The following is a 22,413-nucleotide window of genomic DNA, read 5'->3' as shown; positions in this document are numbered from 1 at the left end:
AAATAAAAGGAATCCGCATTTGGATTCCTACTTTCTTTTTACCTAGTTTGTTCTTGTTTTAAGATTCCTTTTTTATATTTTTTAAATAGCAAAACACCTAAAAGGAATATTCCGAGAATAATGCAAATTACCATTATGTATTTCTTAATGATCCCGTGAAATAGGAGCTCCCAATTCGGACCGAGCATTTTTCCTAACAAAATAAAGCTGGCAACCCATAGAAAAGATCCTAAAAAAGAATAGATGGAAAATACCTTTAAAGGCAGCCGGGTGATTCCTAAAAAATAGCCCGTAATATGTCTTAAAACCGGGATGAAAAAAACAATAATTAAAAGCTTGTTTCCATATTTATTAAACCATACTGAGGTGGAATGAATCTTTTCCGGGCGAAAACGCAACTTTGAACCATATTTTTCAAAAAAGGGCATACCAAGTTTTGCCCCAATATAGTACGAGACGATCATACCAATTACACAGCCCAGTGTAGCTGCAATGACACAGCCAATCCAGTTTAGCTGACCTTGAAATGAAAGAAAACCTGCATAACCCATCAAGGCTTCCATTGGAATTGGAAGTACGATAATTCCAAGTGCCAATGAGAGAAATAGGACGAGGTATCCATATTCGTTCATAAAGGAAAGTAAAAACTCCATAATCTTCACCTCTCCCGAATAAATATTAAGACCATTTTTTGTCATAACCATATTTTATCCATCTTTCGCATATCTAGTAATCGAATACCCATTAATTAATAATAAAAAAATGCCGGCTTCCTGGTTGGAAACCGGCATTTTATTCTATTAATCTTCTAAATTGCCCTTTGGACCAAAGAATTCATAGTGAATTCTATCTCTATTCACTCCTAATGCTTTCAAAAAGCGATAAATTGCTTTCATAAAAGGTATTGGTCCGCAGAAATAAAAATCGGCATTTTCAATGGAGACTTTTTCTTGCAGCCATTCACTTGTCACATAGCCTTCGACATCGAAACGATTGTTCTTACGGTCTTCCTCTGTTGGTGAATCATAGAAGAAATAGGATGATACATTTTCCAGTTGAGCTAATTCCTCTACTTCATCCCTAAGAGCATGAACATTTCCATTGGCAGCGGCATGGACAAAGGTAACTTTACGTTCCGGCTGCACTTCCACAACCGTTTTTAACATGCTCATCATTGGTGTTAACCCAACGCCGCCACTTAATAGAACCAATGGTGTTGATTTTTCTGTATTAAGGACAAAATCTCCTGCTGGAGCACTTACCTTCAAAATATCCCCTTCATTCACTTCAGCATGAAGGTAATTGGAGACCATACCATCAGGACATTGTACTCCTGATTCACGCTTAACACTGATTCGGTAATAATCTTTACCAGGTGTATCAGAGAGACTGTATTGACGAATTTGGGTATATTCCTCTCCCTCGATCTCTAGCTTGATACTAATATATTGACCAGGAATAAAGTCTGCGATTTCCTTTTGATCCTTAGGCTTAAGGTAAAAGGATGTAATGACATCACTTTCAACTACTTTCCTATCAACGACAAAATTTCGGAAGCCATCCCATCCGCCTTTTTGGCTTTCAGCTTCATCATACATTTCTGCTTCAATATTAATAAAGGCATCTGCGATGACATTATAGGCTTGAGCCCAAGCATCAATAATTTCATCTGTCGCCGCATCGCCTAAAACATCCTTAATTGCAAGCAGCAGATGTTTTCCGACGATTGGATATTGTTCAGGTTTAATCCCAAGGCTTCGATGCTTATGGGCAATTTGCTTTACAACTGGAATAATTGCTTCAAGGTTATCGATATACATGGCAGCGGCATATACTGTGCCGGCAAGAGCTTTTTGCTGCCTGCCCTGTTTTTGGTTTGCATGATTAAAGACATTTAAAAGTTCTGGATGATTCCCGAACATTAGCTGATAAAAGCGCGTTGTAATCTTTTCTCCATGTTGTTCTAAAACGGGTACGGTTGATTTAATGATATCAATTGTTTTTTGGTTTAACATTTTAAACACTCCTTACTTGTTTTCCCTATTTCCAAAGTGATTATATTGCTAAATTCACATCAATTAAGTGATTTAAATCACACTTTGCTATGATTCAATAATTTTTGCGGAACATTTCACAAATTGTTCACTTTTTCATATGACAAATGTAACTAGTGATAAATTTGCTATTTTTGTATTGTGAACCTAGTTAGAAAAAGGATTTTATAAAGGCAGGATAGGAAAATATGAAGAAAGCAAAAATTGCTTGGATCACCGATACGACTTCTTCTCTAAGTAAAGAATTCATTCAACAGCACAATGTACATGTGATTCCCTTACATGTTGTAATTAATGATGAATTTTATAAGGAAACAATTGATATTTCCGAACAGGAATTTTACAACCGAATGAAAACCGAGGACGGGAAGTTTCAGTCCTCTCAGCCTTCCATTAATGACTTTGTAGAACTTTATCGCCAATTAAAAGAAGACTATGACTTTGGAATTGCTATCCACGCTTCGAGCCAGTTAACTGGTACCTATCAATCGTCGGTTATGGCAGCTGGCATGGAAGATTTTAAATTGTTTCCGATTGATTCACAAACTGGGTCTTTTCCATTATCTTTCTTAATCAAACGCGGAATTGAACTGGTGGAGCAGGGGCTGGATATTCATGATGTGGTTGCTGCTTTAAATGATTATCGTGAGGACACACGATTATATTTAGTGCCTTCCAATTTAGATCAGCTGCACAAAAGCGGCCGTGTGTCAGGTAGCCAAAAACTATTAGCGTCCCTTTTTAATATCAGGCCGATCTTATCAATCGAAGAAGGAGCTGCAAAAATTAAAGATAAAGTCCGTACCGAAAAAAAATCTCATGCGTGGCTTATTAATAAATTAAAGGAAGACCTGGAATCTAAAAAGGTTCGAAAAGTAGCCATCGTCCATGCCAATGACCTCAATAGGGCTATCGGGCTTGAAAAATTAGTAAACGAGTCATTCCCAGGAATTGAAACAGAAAATTTAATGCTAATAACAGTTGCGGGAGTACATACGGGGGTTGGGACACTTGGACTTTCGTGGGTATGTGAATAAAAAAACTCTTTATTAAGTTGCATTCATGAGGACAGAACCCCTGTTTATAAAGTAACTCTGTCCTCATAAAATTATCGTAAAGTTATAATATCCCTTTAGTTTTTGCTTCTTCTAACCAGGAAGGAAATTCATTTAAAAGCTGATTATACAATTCTTCATCCGTTGTTCTTTCGATATCTTTAATATGGAAAAAGTTCGCATTATCGACAAAGCGTCCTTCCATCGAGTCTAATTTTTCGAGCACTTCAAAATTGGAATCACCTACGCCAACAAATTGCCAGAAGATGAGTTTATTTGAAGATTCAACCACAGGTTTCTTAATCGTTCTTTTGCAGCCGCCATCATTAATAAAAACAATAAATGCTGGTTCTTTAAATGGGGATTCAATGGTGTATTTCTCAATAACATCCTCCATAACAGGAGGCTCATCATTTCTCACAAATTTATGAATCAAATCGTTATTTAAAATATTGTCTTCAACATAATTGACAAAATCACTCTCAGTGACTGATTTTAACCGAGAAAATTCATTATCATACACCCAAACATCCAGTGTGCCATCGTCATCGAATTGGCTTGCAACTGCCAAAATCCGCTCAACCACCTTCTGCACAGTACCGTTTTTGTATAATCCTCTCATTGAACCAGAAATATCTAACACTAAACCAACTCGTGCCACAACATTTGTCAGCTGCTTCTTTTCTAAAACAATACCCGCCTTTTTCTTAAGTAAACTAATTGTTGACATTTAAATTCCATCCTAATATGTACGGCTGAAGTCCTATCATTGATAAAAGATTCTTCTATTATTATACTCTATTTGAAAAATATGTTAGTAATTTCAACAATACTAATTTATTATTTTGTATAATATGATAGATTGTTATATAAAAATTTACTGAAATGGATTTGAAATCATGAGGAATAAGAAAAAAGCATTTCAGTTGCTGAGGTTATGTATGACTCTAGGGCTGATCTTTTTCGTCTTTTTACAAGTTAAGATTAGTCAATATAGTAATGTTGAAGCACCCAAGAATGCAGATTATTTGATTGTCTTGGGAGCAAGGGTGAAAGGAACTGTACCTTCACTAGCCTTTGCCAGCAGAATAGAATCAGCAGCGAAATATTTAAGGGAAAATGTAAATACAATCGTTATCGCCTCTGGTGGAAAAGGACCTGGGGAAGATATATCTGAAGCAGAATCCATCAAGAGGGAGCTTATTAAAAAAGGAATAAGCGAGAATCGGATTATCCTCGAAGATCAATCAACTGATACATATGAAAATATTCGTTTCTCAAAAATACTGATTCCAAAGGAGGCTAAGACTGGAATCATCGTAACAAATAATTTTCATTTATATCGAGCTATTTCAATAGCACGTGCCAATGATTTGGAAGTGAAGGGCATACCTGCGAAGACTCCTTTGATAGCTGTTCCGAAATCCTATACTCGTGAATATTTAGCGATTACGAAGTTTTATTTAAAGAGATATATTCTAGATAGTATATAAGAGTACCAATTTTGGTACTCTCTTTTTAATTAGTTTTTGCAAATATGCAAGTGTCTCTTAGTTCACTACCATCTGCTGAAAAAGCATCATTTATTAAAATACCTTCTAAATTGAAGCCGAGCCGTTCAGGGATGGCTTTACTTCTTACATTTTTTGAATCGCAGCGAATCTCAACTCTTCTTGCTTTCAATTCAGTAAAAGCAAAATTGGTAATTGCTTCTACCGCCTCCGTTATGTACCCTTTCCCACTATAACGCGAGTCAATCCAGTAACCAATCTCAAATTTTGGCACATCCCAGTTAATTCTATGTAAACCAGAAGATCCAATAAATTTACCAGTCTCTTTATCATATAGGTGCAGCCTTAAATCTTCGCGAGTTAGAAACTTGGCGTGTGCATCACGCATGTTTGCTTCAACGACTAGCTCAGTCTGTTCCCGATGGGCCCATGGCATCCATGGCATAAGTTCCTCAATGGAAGCCTGCATAGCTTCGTAAACGGCTTGTCCGTCGCCAGACATTGGTTTGCGGATCAGCAGCCGCTCTGTGTAAAATTCTTCTAGAAAGTCTTTTAGTATAGGTTTCATCTTTTTTGTCCCCCTTCTGACTATATTAAAATTCGCTTTATAAACTGAAATTCCTTTTTAAAAAATCGATTCGCCGATAAAGTTGTTAGATTCGCCGATATAATGAAAAATTCGCCGATATAATCGTAGATTCGCCGATAAACTCCTAAAATTCGCCGATAAAAATAAAATGTCTCGACTTGAACCTCTTTTAAGAAGCATAACTATACAAAAAGGCCCTTCCACAATGGAAAGGCCCGAAAAAAGAGTAATTTTTAGTATGCTTTTGCCCAATAAACCATCTTATCTGCTTCTTTTCCACAGCAAACACAGTTTTCAGACAGTTTTTCCTGCTCGAATGGGATACAACGAGATGTCGCCGTCGTGTCCTCTTTAATTTTTTCCTCGCAGGCTAACTCGCCGCACCACATTGCTTTAATAAAGCCTGGTTTTGCTTCCAGTGATTCTTTTAATTCAGGAAGAGTCAAGGCAACAGTGGTTCTTTCTTCACGGTGATTCAAGGCTTTGTTATATAAATTGCTTTGAATGTCATCCAATAATTCAACTAACTTTGTTTCTAATTGATCCAATGGAACAATTACCTTTTCTAATGTATCCCGTCTTACTAAGACAACTTGCTTGTTCTCAATGTCCTTTGGTCCGACTTCAAGACGAACTGGAATTCCCTTCATTTCGTACTCATTGAATTTCCAGCCTGGCTTTTTGTCGCTGGCATCAATATCAACACGAGCAACAGTGCCAAGAGATTTTTTCAAATCATAGGCAAAGTCAAGCACGCCTTCTTTATGCTGCGCAATTGGCACAATCATAACTTGAGTTGGTGCTGCTTTTGGCGGAATCACAAGGCCGCGGTCGTCGCCGTGAACCATAATTAGTGCCCCGATAATTCTTGTTGTAAAGCCCCATGATGTTTGGTGAACATATTGAAGCTTACCTTCTTTGTCCGTATATTGAATGCCGAATGCTTCAGCAAACCCTGTTCCAAAGTGATGGGAAGTTCCAGACTGTAATGCTTTTCCGTCATGCATCAAGCTTTCAATTGTAAATGTCGCTTTGGCACCGGCAAATTTTTCTTTTTCGGTCTTTTGTCCTTTTACAACCGGAATCGCAAGAATTTCTTCACAAATTGCTGCATACACATTCAGCATTTTAATCGTTTCTTCCATCGCGTCCTCATCAGTCGCATGGGCCGTGTGACCTTCCTGCCATAAGAACTCTAATGTCCGTAAGAATGGACGTGTTGTTTTTTCCCAGCGGACTACGTTAGCCCATTGGTTATATAGCTTTGGTAAATCTCTATAGGAATGAATGATATTTTTGTAGTGCTCGCAGAATAAAACCTCTGAAGTTGGACGGACAACTAATCTCTCAGCCAATTCTTCAGAACCGCCATGTGTTACCCATGCTACTTCAGGGGCAAAACCTTCAACATGATCCTTTTCTTTTTGAAGCAGGCTCTCTGGGATGAATAATGGCATATATACATTTTCATGCCCTGTTTCTTTAATGCGACGGTCAAGTTCATTTTTAATATTATCCCATAAAGCATAACCATATGGGCGGATAATCATTGAACCGCGGACGCTTGAATAATCAATTAAATCTGCTTTTGTGACAACATCTGTATACCACTGGGCGAAATCCTCGTCCATGCTGGTTACGTCTTTTACAAATTCCTTTGCCATTTTTGACACCTCATTATTAAAATTAAATATAAAAAGGCCTTGATCCTAAAAAGGGACCAAGGCCTGGCGGTACCACCCTAAATTTATAAAGCTATTGCTTTAAACTCTTTTCATGATAACGGATTTTATCCGCATGTATCTTCAAAATATCCGATACAGAACTCAGAGGCAGGTTCAAATGAGGATCTTAAGAAACCTCGCACCAATGGTTTCCTCTCTTTGTAAGACCGTTTCAAATTACTAATCCTCGTCAATGTTTCAATAGTATTTTTTGAAAATTATATATGTCCCAATACAAAAAGTCAAATCTTATTTTGGGATATTTTTCATTAAAACCAAAATACCGCTTTCAACATATAGATAAATCGGTTAAAATGCAAATAATTAGGAAATTATGGGGTGATTTGCATGAAAAAAGAAAACAAGGATGAACTCGAGCAGGAGGAAGTAGAAAAAGAATTATTGCTTGAAATTATTAGAATGCAAAATGAAGCCCTAAAACGCATTTATAAAAATACGCTAGATAAAGAAAATCACTCGCAGCCTTAATATTCATAAAACGTTCAATTGCCTCTAACTCCAGGTCAGATTTTTGTATTTATAATATTCTTATGTTGTTTAATCTCAATAAACCTTAACGACATAAGAGGAGACTAATATGGACATTTTTTCGATTATTTCAGCAGCTATTGTTACGATTTGCTCAGGGTATTCTATTTTTCTTGTTTACCGTAATAAAACCAAACTGGCAGGCACACAAGGTGTCATGATTAGTATGGTCATTGCGGTTATCACCGGCCTGCTTTCAGGGAGTATCATCGGCATTTTATCCGGAGAGACCTTCCTTGTCGTGGGAGTCAGTATGATTATTGGATTCGTTATTGGGTTCTTAGCCGGACATCCGATTGGATTATTGGCAATCTTAATGGGCTCGATTGCAGGTTTGATGGGTGGTATAAATGGAGCAATACTCGGAGTATTTCTTCAATTCATAAACCCTTCGATTTTATTAGGTATTTTAATTGGTTTTTATATTCTTATCATCGGTTTTGTCATTGTTTATATTTTTGTAGCGACAAATAGTAAATATTCGATAAATACCGAAGAGCTATCACCATATGCGATTATTGGTGCAGGAATTGTGCTTGTTTCCTTATTTTTATTTATGTATTCGAGCGATATGGTCAAAATACCAGGCCAAACAGAAACCGCTCAAGCTCAAACCACTCAAACACAAACCAGTCAGGAGACTGCAAATACAGAAGTAGATGTGACAAAGGAACAAACTCCAAAAATAAAAATGCTTGTAACCGAAAAGGGATATAGCCCTAACGTAATCAGGGTTAAAAAAGGAGTGCCTGTTGAACTGGAAATCAAAAATCCGCTTGAGAACAGCTGTTTATCCACTTTTATGATTCCAGATTTTAATATTAATAACGTTAACCTTAAGACCGGTACAACCAACCTTACCTTTACACCGGACAAATCAGGGGAATATACCTTTATCTGCGGAATGCAAATGTTTAAAGGCACCATCATTGTTGAATAGAAATGAGCAAAGCACACGAACCAAATCCATCCGTGTGCTTTTTTCCATATTAATCTACATTACCTCAAAATCTTCTTCTTGGCGTTTTCTTCTTTTTCGATCGGCGCTGAGAACTTTAATTGATAAATAGATACCTGATCCCGTTAAAAAAATCATGGCAATTGCTGTAAGGTCGATCAACCATTTGATGTTTGTATTGCCAATTCTCCCTTCATGCAGACCTCTAATCGTGCTTACGATAGAGCCCTGACCCATACCTTCACCTCGTGTTCTGAAAGCGAAGTTACCGTTATTCCTAAACCCTGGTGGTCCTTGGAATTGACCAGTCGTTTGACCTGGCGTTTGACTGTTCGCTTGTCCTGAATTTTGACTCGTACCCTGGCCTCCTTGGTCTTGATTAAAATGGCCTCGATTAAATTGTCTTTGGTTGAATTGTTCTGGTTGGAAATTACCTCGGCTGCCTTCAACTTGGGCTTGTCCAATGAGCCAAGGTTCGTTCATCAGCAGTCCTGTGATGGACTCCATTAAGATTAGAACAGAAGCAATTAAGCCGATCCACAAATGTGCTCTTCTCATTTTTTTCATTTAAATTGTTCTCCCTTCAAATTCCATGTTGTTTTTGGACAAATTGATAAGCATATTATGAAGGGGTTTCCTTAAGATTTTCTTAAAAAAAGAACTCAAATTTAATTTTTTTGGGTTCTTGGAAAAATGATTTCAATTGACGTGCCCTTACCAAGGGTACTGTGAACTTTTGTTTTACCATGATGTTTCTCAATAATCCATTTGGCGATCGATAAACCAAGACCGGTTCCTTCAGCAGCTGTCCGGGCTTTATCACTTTGATAAAAACGGTCAAAGATTTTAGGTATATCTTGTTCTGGAATGCCGATTCCATTATCCTTTACCTCAAGGATAATCGAAGAATGAGTTTGCCTGCAGGAAAGCAGGATATCCCCGCCTTCGTTTGTGTATTTCATCGCATTATCTAACAAAATAACAATCAGCTGATGAATCCTTTCTTTATCCGCATAAAATCTAACTGGTTCATCGGCTTCTAACCGCAGCGACTTTTCTTGGTACATCGCGATTTCTTCGTAGTGTTGAAGGATTTCCTTTAAAAGGTCATCCAGCTGAAACGAATTTTTCTTCATTTCGATTTGATCGGAGTCTGACCGTGCCAGCGTTAAAAGGTTAGATACCAGCTTGGACATGCGTCTTGATTCGGTAGAAATCGCAGACACATCGAGTATTTTATCCTGTACAGTGGCGGAAGGACTTCGGAACAATAAATCTGTCTTTGCCTGGATAACCGCAAGCGGAGTCCTTAACTCATGTGAAGCATCAGAAACAAACTCCTGCTGCTTCTGCCAGGCATTTTTAATCGGGACTAGCGCCTTGCCAGCCAAGAAATACCCCGCCGCTATCGCACAGATTATACCAAGCCCGCAGCCTATCAGCATAATTAACAAAAGCCTGTCCAACAATTCCTTTTCTGAATTCACATTACGAATGAATTGAACAGTAAATTTCCCCAATACAGGATTATCCACTTTAAAAGCCACATATCGAAACGAAAAGTTTTCTACATCGACATCCTGCAACGTTTTTAACTTTTTCGGGCGAATAATTTTTTCGTTACCTTGAAAAATCTCAGATTCTCGGTTTTGTTCTGCTAAAAGATTGTTATTCTCATCCCAAATCAAGGTCATGATTCGCGGATCTCTCCGAATGAACCTGGGACCAGGATCTTCTTCATCATGCTTAGCACTTAGCCCGGGCTGCCGCTGCTCTTCAATATGGTTCACGGATTCCAATAACGACTGATTTACATCCTTATAAAGCCGATTTTCTGTATAAAAATAAATGATGCTGCCAAGGATGCTAATCAAAATGATAAAGACTAAGGAGTTTAACAGAGTAAGTCTAATGTGTGTTTGACGAAACATGATATACTCCTATTCCTCGCTAAGCATATAACCAACGCCACGAATCGTTTTGATATCTGCATGATACCCATATGGTTCTAGTTTTTTACGGAGATGGTGCATAAACACTTCTACAATTGCTATCGTCGTATCAGAATCAAAGCCCCAAACTCTGTCATAAATTTGTTCTTTTGTTAAAATCGCGCCTTTGTTTTGAATCAAATATTCCAATAGCTCATACTGCTTAGTAGTAAGCTTAATAGAATCACCATCGACTTGAATATCTCTCTCCTTACCGAGAAGCTCAATTCCCCGGTACTGAATCGTTTGATTGGTCGTTAAACTGCCGCTTCTTCTTAATAATGCCCGAATTCTTGCCTTTAGCTCAGCAGCCTGGAACGGTTTCACTAAATAATCGTCACCGCCGAAGTCCAAACCTTTTACGCGATCCTCTAAGGAATCCCTAGCTGTCAAAAATAGGACAGGTATTTTGATGCCGTCCCGCCGGATGGTTTGAAGCACTTCAAATCCGTCAATTTCCGGAATCATTACATCCAAGACAATAGCATCATGAATATTCTGCATCGCTAAAAACAATGCATCCTCCCCATTGGATGCTTGATCAACTTCAAATTCATCAGATAAAAGCTCGACGATGGATTCTAATAATGGAAGATTGTCTTCTACAACTAATAACCGCATATTAATCTCTCCAATTTTAATAAAGGCTTATTTAATACATACATTATATAGCAAACGAAGCGGACACTACATAGTCGGGTCCGCCCTAAAACTTAATTATTCATAACGAAGGGCTTGAATCGGGTTTAATTTAGATGCTTTATTAGCAGGAAACACCCCGAATACCACACCGACTCCCAATGAGAATAAGAAGGATAAAAGCATTACGTTTGATGTAAAGGAAACGGTTAAACTTAGAATGGAGGAAAGTATTTTCCCAATTCCGACTCCGGCTAGTATGCCGATTAGACCGCCAACACCGCTTAATACGACTGCTTCGATAAGGAATTGGAGAAGTACATCACGCCTTTTTGCACCAATGGCTTTCCGAATCCCGATTTCCTTTGTTCGTTCAGATACAGAAACTAGCATGATATTCATTATGCCAATCCCGCCAACTAATAAGGAAATGCTGGCAATTCCGCCTAACATCATCGTCATTGTACTGGATACTGAGCTCATCGTATCCATGATATCCTGCTGGTTTGTCACACTATAGGAATCACTTTTGCCTGGATACATTGATGCCATTGCCATTTCTACTTCATTCATGACAAAATCCATTTGATCCTCGCTTTTTCCTTGTAAATAAACTTGATTAATTGATGTGCTTTTCACTAACCGCTGCCCGGTGCTTAGCGGGACAATCACGACGTTATCACCGCTTTGACCAAGGGAGCTTCCTTTAGATACGAGAACCCCTACAACTTTAAAGGATGTCCCTTCAATTTGAATATATTGACCGACTGGATTTTCCGCACCAAAAAAGGTGGAGGCCGTTTCCGAGCCAATAACGGCAATTTTCTGTCTATATTCTATATCAAGGTCATTAATAAAACGGCCATTACTTACCTTAGTATCCCGAACTTTGGAATAATCAGCATTGGTCCCTGTTAATGTAACTTGTGAGGTGGTTCGATCCTTTTTCACGTTTACACGGCCGGAAACCACCGGGGATAATGCTTTGACTCCATTCAGTTTACTTAGCTCATTTATTTTATCTTCCGTTAAGGTTAAATCCGTCCCAAAGGTATTAATCGTCAAAAGATTTGTTCCTAACTGATTGATTTGGCTGGTTACGTTCTTTGCCGAACCTTGGGCGATCGATACGAGCACGATGACGGAGGAAACACCAATAATCATACCGAGCATGGTTAATGCCGACCTAAGCTTATTACTCTTGATGCTGCGCAGGGCCATTTTAATAGATTGCAATATTCCCAATGAGTTCACCCCCATTCTCCTGAAGCTGTCCGTCCTGAATGCTGACCATTCGCCTTGCTTGTTTAGCAATCGCTAAATCGTGAGTAATTAAAATGATCGTATGGCCTAACTCGTTTAATTCTTTCATTACCTGCAATATCTCTTTGCTAGTTTTGCTGTCCAGCGCACCTGTCGGTTCATCAGCGAGAAGGATAGCAGGATTGCCAACTAGGGCTCTAGCAATCGCTACCCGCTGCTGCTGGCCACCTGAAAGCTGTGTCGGTAAATGTCCTGCTCGCTCTTTCAATCCAACCTTACTAAGGCCCGCTAACGCTCTCTCCCGCCGCTCTTTTGCTGGAACACCTCTATATAACATAGGCAGTTCCACATTTTCAAGTGCGGTTAATTTTGTTAATAGGTTAAAGTTTTGAAAAATAAATCCGATTTTTTGATTTCGAATCGTTGCTAACTGATTATCATTCATTTTTCCAATATCCTTACCATCAAGGAGATATTTACCGGTATTCGGTCGGTCCAGGCAGCCAATCATGTTCATTAAGGTTGATTTACCTGAACCTGAAGGACCGATAATAGCTAAAAATTCTCCTTTATCGATCTCAAGAGAAACATTATTTAAGGCATGAACCGTTTCACCACCGAGTTTATAGGTTTTCATTAAGTTACTAATTTGAATAATCGGTCTCACCACTAGTTTCCGCTCCTTCCGGTAAATTGCCTTTGTCCGGTTCCGCTGCGGTTAAAGCCGCCAGTGTTACCGAAACCGCCGAATCCTCCTCCAAAGCCGCTGCCCTGCATCATTCTTTGGCCATTATTCGTAGTACTTCCAGTGGCTAATTGCGGTAACTGAACGGTTTCTCCTGCCGTTACTCCATCGGTAATCTCCACATAATCTTCATTCGCTAACCCCGTTTTAACAGTTTTTTGCTCGGACCCTGAATTTTGATTAGTTGTATCTGATGATGCGATAATGACATATTTTTGATTATTGGACGTGTAAATGGCATCAAGTGGTACATAAAGGGCATTATCTTTACTTGCGGTTAAAATACTGGCTTCTGTACTCATCCCAACTTTGAGGTTGTCGGGTTTATCGATATGGATTGTTACATCAAAGGTAGAAACACCATTTGTTGAGGTCCCTTCCTCGGCAATGGCTGTAACTTTTCCCGTATACGCTTGGTCTACAAAGGCATTTACTTTTAAACTAACCGTTTGGCCTCTTTTAATTTTTGGAATATCAAGTTCATCAATTTGAACGACGGTTTGTAAGTCTTTGTAATTTGTTAAATGGGCAACAACTTGTCCGCTTGTTACACGTTCTCCTGCAGTAACCGACATGGTGGTGACAACACCATCAGCAGGTGCTGTAACAGGGTCACTTCCGTCTGTAAATGTAATAAGCTCGTCCCCTTTCTTTACCTCGTCACCTGCAGCGGCTAACACTTCGTCGATTTCGTTGTTATCAATTGTTGATTTTATATCTTCACTCGTAACTGGCTGTACTGTTCCAGAACCACTGATCTTCACTTCTAATTTGCCTTGTTGGACAACAGCAGTCCTTACACTGGCTGAAGCCGTTTGTGTACTATTTTTTGATGAATACCATTGGTAGCTAACAAATCCTACTACTAAAACACCCAAAGCAATATAGATCCATTTTTTCATTTTTGCCTGCTCCTTTTTAATCCAGGCCGCCTGCCTGGAGATGAAATATTTTGGAATAAGCCTATTATTCAATTCAATTCTTAACTTTTCCTTAATGAAAATAATTGAAGCACGCTGGACCATGAGTCAGCGTGCTTCTTTTCTATTTTAATGGATTAAAATATTCCGAATTTACTATTCCATAATAGGCAAGGTCTTCGTATTCTCCCCATTTAATGACATGCTGCTTTAAGGTGCCTTCATGCTTCATTCCAATTTTCTCCATAATTCTCCAGGAGCCTTGATTATTCGTAAATGCTGCTGCAAAAATTCGATTTAGATGGAGTTCTTCAAAGCCAAGTTTTATAACTGCCTTTGCCGCCTCGGTTCCAAATCCCCTTCGCCAATATTCCTTTCCAATCCAATAGGCCAGTTCCCCTCTTTCATGGTGGATATTGATCGAAAGGTTAATAATGCCTATTAACATACCATCCTCTTTTTTTGTGATGGCGAAAATAACAAGCTTTCCCTCTTTCTCAGCATCATCCATCTTTAAAATAAACTGCTTCGCGGCTCCTTTTGGATAGGGATGCGGAATGGTCAATGTAGTTTTTGCTATTTCATAATCTCCAGCAAGTTCTTCCACCCGTTCTGCATCACTCAATAGTAACGGCCTCAGTAGCAATCGTTCCGTGTCGATCATTTTCTTTATCCCTACCCTATTGCATTTTTTTATTCATTTTAGCATAATATTCCATTACGATATGACAAAAACTTATTTTAAATGAAACTTTTCTAAATCTAAACCGTACATATTATTAATTAACAAATTAGGAGTGAAAAGTGTGGGTGTTACGCTTAGTAAAGGCCAGAAGGTGGATTTGACTAAATCCCATCCCGGCCTTCAAAACGTTGTTGTCGGCCTGGGATGGAATATTAATAACCTGGGTTCTAATTTTGATTTGGATGCTTCGGCATTTTTATTAGGTGCCACTGGAAAGGTAAACATCGATCAAGATTTTGTTTTTTATAACAATCCCTCTGGTGGAAATGGTTCCATCCTATATAGTGGAGATAATCGTATTGGATCCGGAGTAAGGGATGATGAACAAATCAGAATTGATTTAAACAGAGTTCCTGATCATATACACCGAATTGCATTCACAATTACGATTCATGATGCCCAGGTGAAACGGCAAAATTTCGGACAGGTATCCGATTCCTACGTGCGGATTTTTAATGAATTGACGAATGAGGAGTTAATAAGATTTAACTTAGGAAGAGATTTCACAGTGGAAACTGCCATTGTCGCAGCAGAACTTTACCGCCATAATGGAGAATGGAAATTTAATGCGATTGCGAGCGGATTTCAAGGCGGTTTAGCAGCATTATGCAGGAATTTTGGAATTACTGTTGACGATCCAGCCCCTTCCGCGCCAATACAGCCATCACCACAACAAAATTATCAACAGAGTCCGAGTACCCAAAATTCATATCAGCAAAATACAAGTAATCATAATTCATATCAGCATCAGCAAAACCAAACTCAATATGATCCATATAGGCAAAGTCAAAATAACCAACATAGCTATCAGCAGCCTATTCATTTGCAGCCCGAATCACAAAATCGGCAGCCTGCTTTTGGATATCCAGCGCAGAGCTATTCCACATCCGCTCCTTCATCACATACATATGGCGGAGATGACATCATATGTCCACGCTGTCACTCTTCGAATGTAAGGACTGGAAAGAAGGGCTTTGGTCTAGGCAAGGCAGCTGTTGGCGGACTGATTCTTGGCCCTGTTGGCCTGCTCGGCGGTTTTATTGGGAAAAACCAATTAAAGTTTACTTGTAACAATTGTGGAAGCACCTGGTCCCCTTCCAATACGGATTATATGGAATGGGCCAATACGCAAAAGAGAAAAGCACAAGAATTATTTAATCGTTATAAAAGTCAGGATGTTTTGGAGGCAGTTGTAGCCGCCTGTGCATTGACAGCCATGGCGGATGGATACTTAGATGCTTCAGAAAGGCAAAAAATGCTCGATTTTGTTCATCAAAGTGAGGAATTAAGAGTTTTTGATACCAACAAAGTTATTCAGAAATTCAATATGTTCATTTCTAAAATGGAACATGACCGGATGATGGGTCGGGCTGAAGCCTTCCGTGCCTTAGGTAAAATAAGGACGAAACCTGAAATCGCCCGATTAGTGGCCCGCTATTGTATTGCCATTGGATATGCTGATGGACAATTTGATCAAAATGAACAGCAGATGGTGTCTGATATTTGCCGCGAGCTGGGGTTAAATCCAGCTGAGTTTATATCCTAAATGCATATAGCAAAAGCCTCGTTCCAGACATGGAATCGAGGCTTTCTTTTTATACTTTCCAAACCCGTTTATTTTCTACCCGCTTAGTTAGCCCTTGTGCATCCAATCGTTCTAAAAATGGAATCATATATTTACGGGAAAGGTCAAGCACTTCCTTCGCTTCCCCTACATCAAACTCAGTGCCTGTTCCCGTTCGAAGCTTTTCCACTGCAGCTGCAAACACATCCCCTTGATAAGCAAATTGTTCATCCAACGGAACAATTAAGGCTTGTTCCTCAAGAAACCGCTTTAAATCAGATTCTAGATTTTCAGGAATACCTGCTGCTTTAAAATAATCTTTTACATAACGGACCTTTAATCCATCATTTTTCATTTCCACCAGCATATTTTCAGTCCTCTTTTCCCAGTTTTTCGTCACATGAGGAACAAAGGAAGCTAATGAAACAAATTGTTCCCTTCGCTTAAATAGGCTATCAGTGATTCCATTTTCAATCACATACTCCAGCAGCGTCTTAGGAAATCTTTTTTGCATTGATTGTAGCAGTTCTGCTTTGTTTAATCCCTGTTTCATCGAATGGGCTTGATGAAACTCCTGCAATCTATCAAAAATATCTTCTTCAATAGAATTGATTAGTAGGCGATGAGAGTATTCCTTTCCATTATATAAAACAAAGTCTTCATCACCCAATTGTTTGTTTAAGGTTGTTTCATCAAGTGCTGTCCGCTTTATCAGCTCAGAGAGCGGCAGACTTTTTGCTTCAAATAAAGCAGCCGTAATCCGTTCTTTCGGAGAACCAGCCTTTTTCTTTTCAAGTTCTTCAATTGTTTGATTCCCAAAACGATATTTTTGGCCTCTGGGGTCAATTACCCATCCGCCGCCAATTGTTTCCTGCGGGCTTGGTCTCCGTAAAATAAAACGGTCGCCCCGCTTTGTGAGAATTTCTTCTTCAAGTCTTAGCTGGCAAAGAATTTCTCCATTTTCTTCTTTAATTTCATTACGGTCAAAGAAAACAATTCTTCCCATTACCTCTGTCGTACCAATATGGAGCTTAATTGGCATTCGCTGCTTAATCAAATGCACGAGCTCATCAACAATTCGAATGGCGACATCAATAGTCTTCGTTACGATAAAATGTTCGGAAGAAACCAGCACATCCCCACGCTCCAGGTCTTCCTTAGAAACACCAGAGAGATTTATCGCAGCTCGCTGCCCTGCATAGGCTTTTGGTGCTTGATTGTGATGGACTTGTATTTGACGGCTTCGAACCTCGATCCCTTTTGGCATTACGAGTAATGCTTGCCCTTCCTCGACTGTCCCTTCATATACCGTTCCACGGACAACGGTTCCCTGCCCTTTTACAGTGAACACCTGATCAATCGGAAGGCGAAAATCTCCTTTTGCATCACGCATTTCTTGTTCCTTTAATGTCTCAATAATCAATTCCTTAATTTCATTGATTCCCTTATGGGAAAGGCTGTCAACGAGCACAAATGGTGAATCCTCAAAAACGGTATCAGTAAGTTCTTCTAAAATATCATCCTTAACCAGTTCAATAAATTCCTCATCAACCCGATCGATTTTCGTAATCGCTACTAAACCATTCTTCACACCCAAAAATTTTAATATATCAAGATGTTCCCGCGTTTGCGGCATGACTCCTTCATCTGCAGCTACGACCAGAACGACAAGGTCTATCCCAGCCACTCCAGCAATCATTTGCCTAATAAACCGTTCATGACCAGGAACGTCAATAACAGATATCTGAATTTCTTCATCTTCATATAATGGAGCAAATCCGAGTTCAATGGAGATTTGCCTTTCTTTTTCTTCTTTTAAACGGTCAGTATCGACATTGGTAAGCGCCTTTGTCAGGGACGTTTTACCATGATCGATATGTCCTGCCATACCAATCGTAAAATATCGTTTTTCCAAGTTTGCCACCTACTTTATCGGTCTTCCCCTTTACTGTAGCTTTAAAAGGTACATTGTTCAAGCGAACTTTTTTAGACAAAATCATAAGCCCCAACAGCGCCACAATATTCCCCTTTATCTAAAAAAACTGCTTTTAGCTCAAATCTTTTCAAATAGTATTCTAGTGTTGATGTTAATGATTCATTTCCAATTAAGGTGCTTCCAATAAGGACAACTGTTTTAACCTGATGAATAGCGGCAGCTTGCAGCGTAAAGAGGGCAATTGTTTCAGCAATCATATTTGTAACAGCAGCCATTCGATCGGCATCTGAATGCTTCACCTTTAATCCCTTTGCAAAGTTAGCCGCCGTTAAATGCCCATCAATTGGCGGTTCGGCCGATTCATAAATATCTTTTACCAGCAGATCAATATTCTCTTTCTCACCTTTATTAGCAAGATTAATAAGATCCTGAAATTCTTCCTTTTTGGTTAATAGGGAACCAAGCCCGATAAAGGTGCCTCCGCCAATTCCACTGCCGAGGATGCGCTCATACTTTTCTCCAGCGACTAAATGCCAGGATGTTCCCGTTCCAATGTTCACAATTAAAAAGTGTTGATTGCTTCGTTTCTTCTCCTCAAGCATTAAAATCCTTGCACCCTCGCAGGTGGCTTGAAACTCAGGAATAAGTACGGCGTTATGTAAATACTTTTTTTGAATTAGGTGGGCCTTTCCTCCCGTTAGTGCGACTCTTACATTTGGAGCTGCTATTTTGAACCATGAAATAGCTTCATTTATTTGACTTATAGGATACTTTTTATAATGCTTATTATTATCCTCCTGATAAACGATTTTCACGAGGGACCCGCCTGCGTCAATCCCTGCTTTTTGAAGTGCCAATCCTTTCACCCCCGTGGTTATTTAGAAATCGATAAAATATAACAAAAATAGATTGGACGAACAAATAAATACAGATGGAGTAAGTAATGTTATAGCCATCTTTGTACTTAAAAACGCCCATTTTATGATAGATCCATTCGATTCCGATCGAAAAGGCAGTGGAGATAAGGATGAATAACACTAGGTGCTGATCTCTTATTCGAAGTTTTTTATAGAGGAATAAAAATATATAGCCGGCAGGCGGATATAGGAAATATACCAGTATATCCATAACTGTATAGGCAGGTCCGTCCATAATATCATATAAATCAAACGGAGTAGCACCAAAGGAATTATCAAATATACCAGAAATGGTCAAGCTATATAAAAAGATAAGAACAGTAAATTGCTTGGAAAAAATCTTTGGAAGAAAGTAATAGATGGTCCATGAGCTAAATACCGCAGTAATCACAATGTAATCATTTAAACCAAAGCCTTTTTCTGTGAACAGCATCTCCTAAATCCGCCTCCTTCCTTTCTAACCGCTTAAACCACTTCAATGCTATAATCATAAATAACAAAAATAGAAGATAATACCCTAGTGTAAAAAAATGATTCCAGTTCTTGAACCTGTACAGTTCAAAACTGAGGCTTACTTTATCGACCCCCAGAATGATTAAACAATATATGAATAGGTACATTAGCTTTTTATTGTTTGGGCAGTTAAAAAATCGAAGTGTGAAAAATGATACAAACAATGGTATAAACACGCTTCTAAAAAGGAGAAAGGCAATATATAATTTGGGATCTGTTGTTGTTTTCATCCATTTAAATGTCTCAAATAGGCCTAAATAGGTTTGCGAATTAATGAGGCAGCTTAGTAATACAAGAAAAGCCAATTCCTTTTTCGTGCCCCAGCTTTTTTTACGATTAAAAATGAACAACCCCATCATCAGCCAACTTATAACAAAATAAAAGGTAATAACCATGAAATCTCCTTAATTGAACATTTTCCTGACATCATTAATTCTATGATTACCTTATTTTTAAAAAATACTTTATTGTTTCTAACCTGAAAAATTATTTTTAAGTTGGAAGAAATTTTTTACACAAATAATCTAAAACCTGATATTATTCTTTTGGATTGAAAAAAAATTGAATAAAGGGGAATTATTCATGGCTAGTAAAAATCAAAGAATACATATGGGTGAACACACCATCGATGTGAAATCAACAAAAGAAGGCAGTGTTGTTGCCAGTCTAAGTTCTGGATTATCTTTTAAAGTGTTAGAGATGGAGAAAACCTCAAAAGGTGAAATTCGTTTGAAAGAGATGGAGCTTGGTTCTGCTCATATTTCATCTGAACATTTAGCAATCCTGCTGCACCATTCTGATTTAGCAGATGATGTTTTGAATTCTATTGAAAAAGTGCGTCAGTTAATGACTAAAACGGTTGATTCTGTTCAATTAGGAAATAGAAATATTGTTGTTACTGTTAATAAGAACGGCAGCAAAACAGCAAAGTTAAATTCCGGAAATAGTTTTGGAGTTATCGAGCTGGAGAAAACCACTGATGGTATTCGTCTGAAAGAAATGGAAACTGGGTCTGCGTATTTAACTCCTGAAGAATTTGCTGCTGTATTATTTTATGCAGATTTAGATGTAGAGTTGGAATCAGAAATCAAAAAGGTCAAGGAGTTCTACAGCAGCAAGTAATATTAAACCATTAAGGAGCCACAATTTCTGGGCTCCTTAATGGTTTTATTAAATTCCTATCGTTTTCAAATCGTTTAATAGCATGGATTTTTCATTTTCGTTTTGAACTTGTTCGGCATATTCTTGTGCATGGTTCGTGTGTTCTATTGCTAAGTCGCGCTGATCTAAAAGGACATTCGACCGACCTAATGCTTCATACGCATACCCCACATAAAAGGGTTCTATCTTATTCGCTAAACTAACATCAAGGCAGCGCTCCGCATAGTATTGTGCTCTTTCCCCGTTGCCAACGGTTGCGTACACTCGTGAAAGCTGCCAATATCCAATTGATAGATTTTTAGGGGTATGGCCCTCCACTTGAGTCCAATGCCAAAAGGAGGAGTGGGCAAGATGCACCATTTTCTCCTCTTCTTCTTTCGTTCTCTTTGTAAGATCAAGGATATCCCACGTTGCATTAAAATATTTTACGGCCAATTGTTTGTGTGTGAAAGTAGATGTTTCCTTGACTGTCATTTTATTTCTTCCTTTCTTTTTTCGAAATGGCTAATAAATAATCCAGGCACAACCTCAATATCCCCCGTTAACTGAAACCCATTTTTAAGATAAAGATTCTTGGCAGGGCTGTTTTCTTTCCCTGTTGATACTTTAAATATCGGTAAGTCAGAATGTTTTTTAACAACATAAGTCAAAAGTTTTTGCGCAATGCCTTTTCGAAAATGGTTTGGATGGACAACCATTCGGCAAATCGTAACCTCTTTCCCTTCAATAGTGTAAGAGATAGCCCCCTCCAACTCGCCATCTTCGAAATACCCAAAGAAGGTTTCCCCACTCTCCTTTAGATCCTCCTCGGACTCCATTAAAGGCGGTATTTCGAAAAAATTGATTAACTCCGCCTCAACATGATAGGAAGCTCTTTGAAGGTTAAAGAGGTCTTTTAGTAAACAATCTTTTTGAAAATTGATCTCTCTGATCATGGTGCTTTCTCCCTCACTAATACAAAATTCCTGTTTATATCTTTCTACATTTCTTGCAAAAATACCTTTCTTTTTGGATGTATTCATTTTTAGTGTTGATTTATTTATTTTTTAAAATTGGGTATAGTTAATTAATCAGAATATAAGGAGGAAATTTCATGTCTGCGGTAGTTTTTATGGCCCTATATCGGCCAAAACCTGGTAATGAGAAAGAATTGATGGAAGTCTTGAAGGAACATATCCCTACTTTACGTCAAGAAGAGTTAATCACAGACCATGAGTTATTAACGCTTCAAGCTGAAGATGGTACCATTATAGAAATAGCTGAGTGGAAATCGACAGAAGCGATTGAAAAAGCACACCAAAATCCAAATGTTATGGCTGTTTGGAATAAAATCGGTGCACTAGCTGAATTGACTAGTCTTTCAACTCTTGCTGAAGCTCAGTACCCGTTTCCTAACTTTAAAGCCCTTTAGGTGGTAAATGTAAGTGCGTTTTATTAATCGCCTTGCGGAAAAGTCTCTTTCTTCGGGCAATGGTAGTGCGTTTCATTTACCGTCACGAGGAAAAAACACTACCCTCGGGCAATGAAAGTCCGTTTCATTTACCGCCAAGTGGAAAAAACACTACCCTTGGGCAATGAA

24 protein-coding genes and 1 other annotated feature are annotated in these 22,413 nt (G+C 38.6%); of the genes, 7 read left to right on the top strand and 17 right to left on the bottom strand.

Going from position 1 to position 22,413, the window contains the following annotated elements; all coding sequences use genetic code 11:
* Positions 1-38: 38 nt before the first annotated feature.
* Both V7161_RS10060 and hmpA read right to left on the bottom strand, forming a co-directional pair.
* Positions 39-704: a DedA family protein gene (locus V7161_RS10060; RefSeq protein ID WP_335444741.1), complete on the bottom strand. Its 666-nt coding sequence runs from the start codon at positions 702-704 to the stop codon at positions 39-41.
* Between the two features lie 96 nt (positions 705-800).
* Positions 801-2,015: an NO-inducible flavohemoprotein gene (gene hmpA / locus V7161_RS10055; RefSeq protein WP_335444738.1), complete on the bottom strand. Its 1,215-nt coding sequence runs from the start codon at positions 2,013-2,015 to the stop codon at positions 801-803.
* Positions 2,016-2,242: 227 nt separating this feature from the next.
* Between hmpA and V7161_RS10050 the strand changes: the two genes are divergently transcribed.
* Entirely contained in the window at positions 2,243-3,091 is an 849-nt protein-coding gene (locus V7161_RS10050; RefSeq protein ID WP_335444736.1) for a DegV family protein, read from the top strand.
* An 82-nt stretch (positions 3,092-3,173) separates the two neighbouring features.
* Here the strand turns inward: V7161_RS10050 and V7161_RS10045 are convergent, their stop codons facing one another.
* The gene (locus V7161_RS10045) at positions 3,174-3,839 is read right to left on the bottom strand and encodes a vWA domain-containing protein (protein ID WP_335444734.1); all 666 of its coding nucleotides are present in this window, start codon (positions 3,837-3,839) and stop codon (positions 3,174-3,176) included.
* Positions 3,840-4,008: 169 nt separating this feature from the next.
* Between V7161_RS10045 and V7161_RS10040 the strand changes: the two genes are divergently transcribed.
* Positions 4,009-4,602, top strand: a complete 594-nt coding sequence (locus tag V7161_RS10040; protein ID WP_335444732.1) for a YdcF family protein — start codon at positions 4,009-4,011, stop codon at positions 4,600-4,602.
* A gap of 25 nt (positions 4,603-4,627) precedes the next feature.
* Here V7161_RS10040 and V7161_RS10035 read toward each other — a convergent pair whose 3' ends face one another.
* Complete coding sequence (locus tag V7161_RS10035; protein ID WP_335444730.1) at positions 4,628-5,188, bottom strand: GNAT family N-acetyltransferase; 561 nt, start codon at positions 5,186-5,188, stop codon at positions 4,628-4,630.
* Between the two features lie 254 nt (positions 5,189-5,442).
* A complete protein-coding gene (gene proS, locus V7161_RS10030; RefSeq protein ID WP_420491605.1) occupies positions 5,443-6,873 on the bottom strand; it encodes a proline--tRNA ligase in 1,431 nt (476 codons plus the stop codon).
* 48 nt (positions 6,874-6,921) lie between these two features.
* Positions 6,922-7,136, bottom strand: a binding site (T-box leader).
* A 145-nt stretch (positions 7,137-7,281) separates the two neighbouring features.
* On the opposite strand from proS, the gene V7161_RS10025 reads away from it, so the two are divergent.
* Positions 7,282-7,422, top strand: a complete 141-nt coding sequence (locus tag V7161_RS10025) for a hypothetical protein (protein ID WP_335444725.1) — start codon at positions 7,282-7,284, stop codon at positions 7,420-7,422.
* A 109-nt stretch (positions 7,423-7,531) separates the two neighbouring features.
* On the top strand, positions 7,532-8,422 hold the full coding sequence (locus V7161_RS10020; protein ID WP_335444722.1) for a cupredoxin domain-containing protein: 891 nt from the start codon (positions 7,532-7,534) through the stop codon (positions 8,420-8,422).
* 54 nt (positions 8,423-8,476) lie between these two features.
* Here the strand turns inward: V7161_RS10020 and V7161_RS10015 are convergent, their stop codons facing one another.
* The 7 genes from V7161_RS10015 to V7161_RS09985 form a co-directional block, all read right to left on the bottom strand.
* Positions 8,477-8,998 (bottom strand): PepSY-associated TM helix domain-containing protein, encoded by a 522-nt coding sequence (locus tag V7161_RS10015; protein ID WP_335444744.1) that lies wholly within the window; start codon positions 8,996-8,998, stop codon positions 8,477-8,479.
* A 110-nt stretch (positions 8,999-9,108) separates the two neighbouring features.
* Positions 9,109-10,371 (bottom strand): sensor histidine kinase, encoded by a 1,263-nt coding sequence (locus V7161_RS10010; protein WP_335444719.1) that lies wholly within the window; start codon positions 10,369-10,371, stop codon positions 9,109-9,111.
* A 9-nt stretch (positions 10,372-10,380) separates the two neighbouring features.
* Positions 10,381-11,052 carry a response regulator transcription factor gene (locus tag V7161_RS10005; protein ID WP_335444716.1) on the bottom strand — a complete coding sequence of 224 codons (672 nt, stop codon included), beginning with the start codon at positions 11,050-11,052 and terminating at the stop codon, positions 10,381-10,383.
* Positions 11,053-11,148: 96 nt separating this feature from the next.
* Positions 11,149-12,324, bottom strand: coding sequence for an ABC transporter permease (locus V7161_RS10000; RefSeq protein WP_335444714.1), 1,176 nt, complete (start codon positions 12,322-12,324; stop codon positions 11,149-11,151).
* The gene (locus V7161_RS09995) at positions 12,293-12,970 is read right to left on the bottom strand and encodes an ABC transporter ATP-binding protein (protein WP_420491606.1); all 678 of its coding nucleotides are present in this window, start codon (positions 12,968-12,970) and stop codon (positions 12,293-12,295) included. The genes V7161_RS10000 and V7161_RS09995 overlap by 32 nt, the downstream gene beginning before the upstream one ends.
* A 32-nt stretch (positions 12,971-13,002) precedes the next feature.
* Positions 13,003-13,980 (bottom strand): efflux RND transporter periplasmic adaptor subunit, encoded by a 978-nt coding sequence (locus V7161_RS09990; protein WP_335444710.1) that lies wholly within the window; start codon positions 13,978-13,980, stop codon positions 13,003-13,005.
* Positions 13,981-14,122: 142 nt separating this feature from the next.
* Positions 14,123-14,662: a GNAT family N-acetyltransferase gene (locus V7161_RS09985; RefSeq protein ID WP_335444707.1), complete on the bottom strand. Its 540-nt coding sequence runs from the start codon at positions 14,660-14,662 to the stop codon at positions 14,123-14,125.
* A gap of 142 nt (positions 14,663-14,804) precedes the next feature.
* Between V7161_RS09985 and V7161_RS09980 the strand changes: the two genes are divergently transcribed.
* Positions 14,805-16,289, top strand: a complete 1,485-nt coding sequence (locus tag V7161_RS09980) for a TerD family protein (RefSeq protein ID WP_335444704.1) — start codon at positions 14,805-14,807, stop codon at positions 16,287-16,289.
* Positions 16,290-16,338: 49 nt separating this feature from the next.
* On the opposite strand, the gene selB is transcribed toward V7161_RS09980, so the two are convergent.
* The 3 genes from selB to V7161_RS09965 form a co-directional block, all read right to left on the bottom strand.
* Entirely contained in the window at positions 16,339-18,222 is a 1,884-nt protein-coding gene (gene selB / locus V7161_RS09975) for a selenocysteine-specific translation elongation factor (RefSeq protein ID WP_335444701.1), read from the bottom strand.
* A 71-nt stretch (positions 18,223-18,293) separates the two neighbouring features.
* Positions 18,294-19,100 (bottom strand): type II pantothenate kinase, encoded by an 807-nt coding sequence (coaW, locus tag V7161_RS09970; protein ID WP_420491604.1) that lies wholly within the window; start codon positions 19,098-19,100, stop codon positions 18,294-18,296.
* On the bottom strand, positions 19,075-19,593 hold the full coding sequence (locus V7161_RS09965; RefSeq protein WP_335444696.1) for a hypothetical protein: 519 nt from the start codon (positions 19,591-19,593) through the stop codon (positions 19,075-19,077). The genes coaW and V7161_RS09965 overlap by 26 nt, the downstream gene beginning before the upstream one ends.
* 662 nt (positions 19,594-20,255) lie before the next feature.
* Between V7161_RS09965 and V7161_RS09960 the strand changes: the two genes are divergently transcribed.
* A complete protein-coding gene (locus V7161_RS09960) occupies positions 20,256-20,795 on the top strand; it encodes a hypothetical protein (RefSeq protein ID WP_335444693.1) in 540 nt (179 codons plus the stop codon).
* A 48-nt stretch (positions 20,796-20,843) separates the two neighbouring features.
* On the opposite strand, the gene V7161_RS09955 is transcribed toward V7161_RS09960, so the two are convergent.
* Both V7161_RS09955 and V7161_RS09950 read right to left on the bottom strand, forming a co-directional pair.
* Positions 20,844-21,308, bottom strand: a complete 465-nt coding sequence (locus V7161_RS09955; protein WP_335444690.1) for a hypothetical protein — start codon at positions 21,306-21,308, stop codon at positions 20,844-20,846.
* On the bottom strand, positions 21,305-21,769 hold the full coding sequence (locus tag V7161_RS09950) for a GNAT family N-acetyltransferase (RefSeq protein WP_335444688.1): 465 nt from the start codon (positions 21,767-21,769) through the stop codon (positions 21,305-21,307). Before V7161_RS09950 ends, V7161_RS09955 begins: the two co-directional genes overlap by 4 nt.
* A gap of 158 nt (positions 21,770-21,927) precedes the next feature.
* Between V7161_RS09950 and V7161_RS09945 the strand changes: the two genes are divergently transcribed.
* On the top strand, positions 21,928-22,245 hold the full coding sequence (locus tag V7161_RS09945) for a putative quinol monooxygenase (RefSeq protein WP_335444685.1): 318 nt from the start codon (positions 21,928-21,930) through the stop codon (positions 22,243-22,245).
* Positions 22,246-22,413: the final 168 nt, after the last annotated feature.

This window comes from Neobacillus drentensis (assembly GCF_036965425.1).
GTDB lineage: Bacteria > Bacillota > Bacilli > Bacillales > Cytobacillaceae > Neobacillus > Neobacillus drentensis_F.
Note: the sequence above shows the minus strand (reverse complement) of the source record. Positions and strands in the feature narration are given on the sequence as shown.

Bases quoted from the DNA above. Each gene is read 5' to 3' on its own strand.
- V7161_RS10020 (WP_335444722.1), top strand. From the start codon at position 7,532: ATGGACATTTTTTCGATTATTTCAGCAGCTATTGTTACGATTTGCTCA.
- V7161_RS10010 (WP_335444719.1), bottom strand. From the start codon at position 10,371: ATGTTTCGTCAAACACACATTAGACTTACTCTGTTAAACTCCTTAGTC.
- V7161_RS10015 (WP_335444744.1), bottom strand. From the start codon at position 8,998: ATGAGAAGAGCACATTTGTGGATCGGCTTAATTGCTTCTGTTCTAATC.
- V7161_RS10060 (WP_335444741.1), bottom strand. From the start codon at position 704: ATGGTTATGACAAAAAATGGTCTTAATATTTATTCGGGAGAGGTGAAG.
- V7161_RS09985 (WP_335444707.1), bottom strand. From the start codon at position 14,662: ATGATCGACACGGAACGATTGCTACTGAGGCCGTTACTATTGAGTGAT.
- V7161_RS09950 (WP_335444688.1), bottom strand. From the start codon at position 21,769: ATGATCAGAGAGATCAATTTTCAAAAAGATTGTTTACTAAAAGACCTC.
- V7161_RS09965 (WP_335444696.1), bottom strand. From the start codon at position 19,593: ATGCTGTTCACAGAAAAAGGCTTTGGTTTAAATGATTACATTGTGATT.
- V7161_RS09990 (WP_335444710.1), bottom strand. From the start codon at position 13,980: ATGAAAAAATGGATCTATATTGCTTTGGGTGTTTTAGTAGTAGGATTT.
- V7161_RS10035 (WP_335444730.1), bottom strand. From the start codon at position 5,188: ATGAAACCTATACTAAAAGACTTTCTAGAAGAATTTTACACAGAGCGG.
- V7161_RS09955 (WP_335444690.1), bottom strand. From the start codon at position 21,308: ATGACAGTCAAGGAAACATCTACTTTCACACACAAACAATTGGCCGTA.
- V7161_RS09995 (WP_420491606.1), bottom strand. From the start codon at position 12,970: ATGAAAACCTATAAACTCGGTGGTGAAACGGTTCATGCCTTAAATAAT.
- V7161_RS10045 (WP_335444734.1), bottom strand. From the start codon at position 3,839: ATGTCAACAATTAGTTTACTTAAGAAAAAGGCGGGTATTGTTTTAGAA.
- V7161_RS10040 (WP_335444732.1), top strand. From the start codon at position 4,009: ATGAGGAATAAGAAAAAAGCATTTCAGTTGCTGAGGTTATGTATGACT.
- V7161_RS09960 (WP_335444693.1), top strand. From the start codon at position 20,256: ATGGCTAGTAAAAATCAAAGAATACATATGGGTGAACACACCATCGAT.
- V7161_RS10050 (WP_335444736.1), top strand. From the start codon at position 2,243: ATGAAGAAAGCAAAAATTGCTTGGATCACCGATACGACTTCTTCTCTA.
- proS (WP_420491605.1), bottom strand. From the start codon at position 6,873: ATGGCAAAGGAATTTGTAAAAGACGTAACCAGCATGGACGAGGATTTC.
- V7161_RS09945 (WP_335444685.1), top strand. From the start codon at position 21,928: ATGTCTGCGGTAGTTTTTATGGCCCTATATCGGCCAAAACCTGGTAAT.
- hmpA (WP_335444738.1), bottom strand. From the start codon at position 2,015: ATGTTAAACCAAAAAACAATTGATATCATTAAATCAACCGTACCCGTT.
- V7161_RS10005 (WP_335444716.1), bottom strand. From the start codon at position 11,052: ATGCGGTTATTAGTTGTAGAAGACAATCTTCCATTATTAGAATCCATC.
- V7161_RS10025 (WP_335444725.1), top strand. From the start codon at position 7,282: ATGAAAAAAGAAAACAAGGATGAACTCGAGCAGGAGGAAGTAGAAAAA.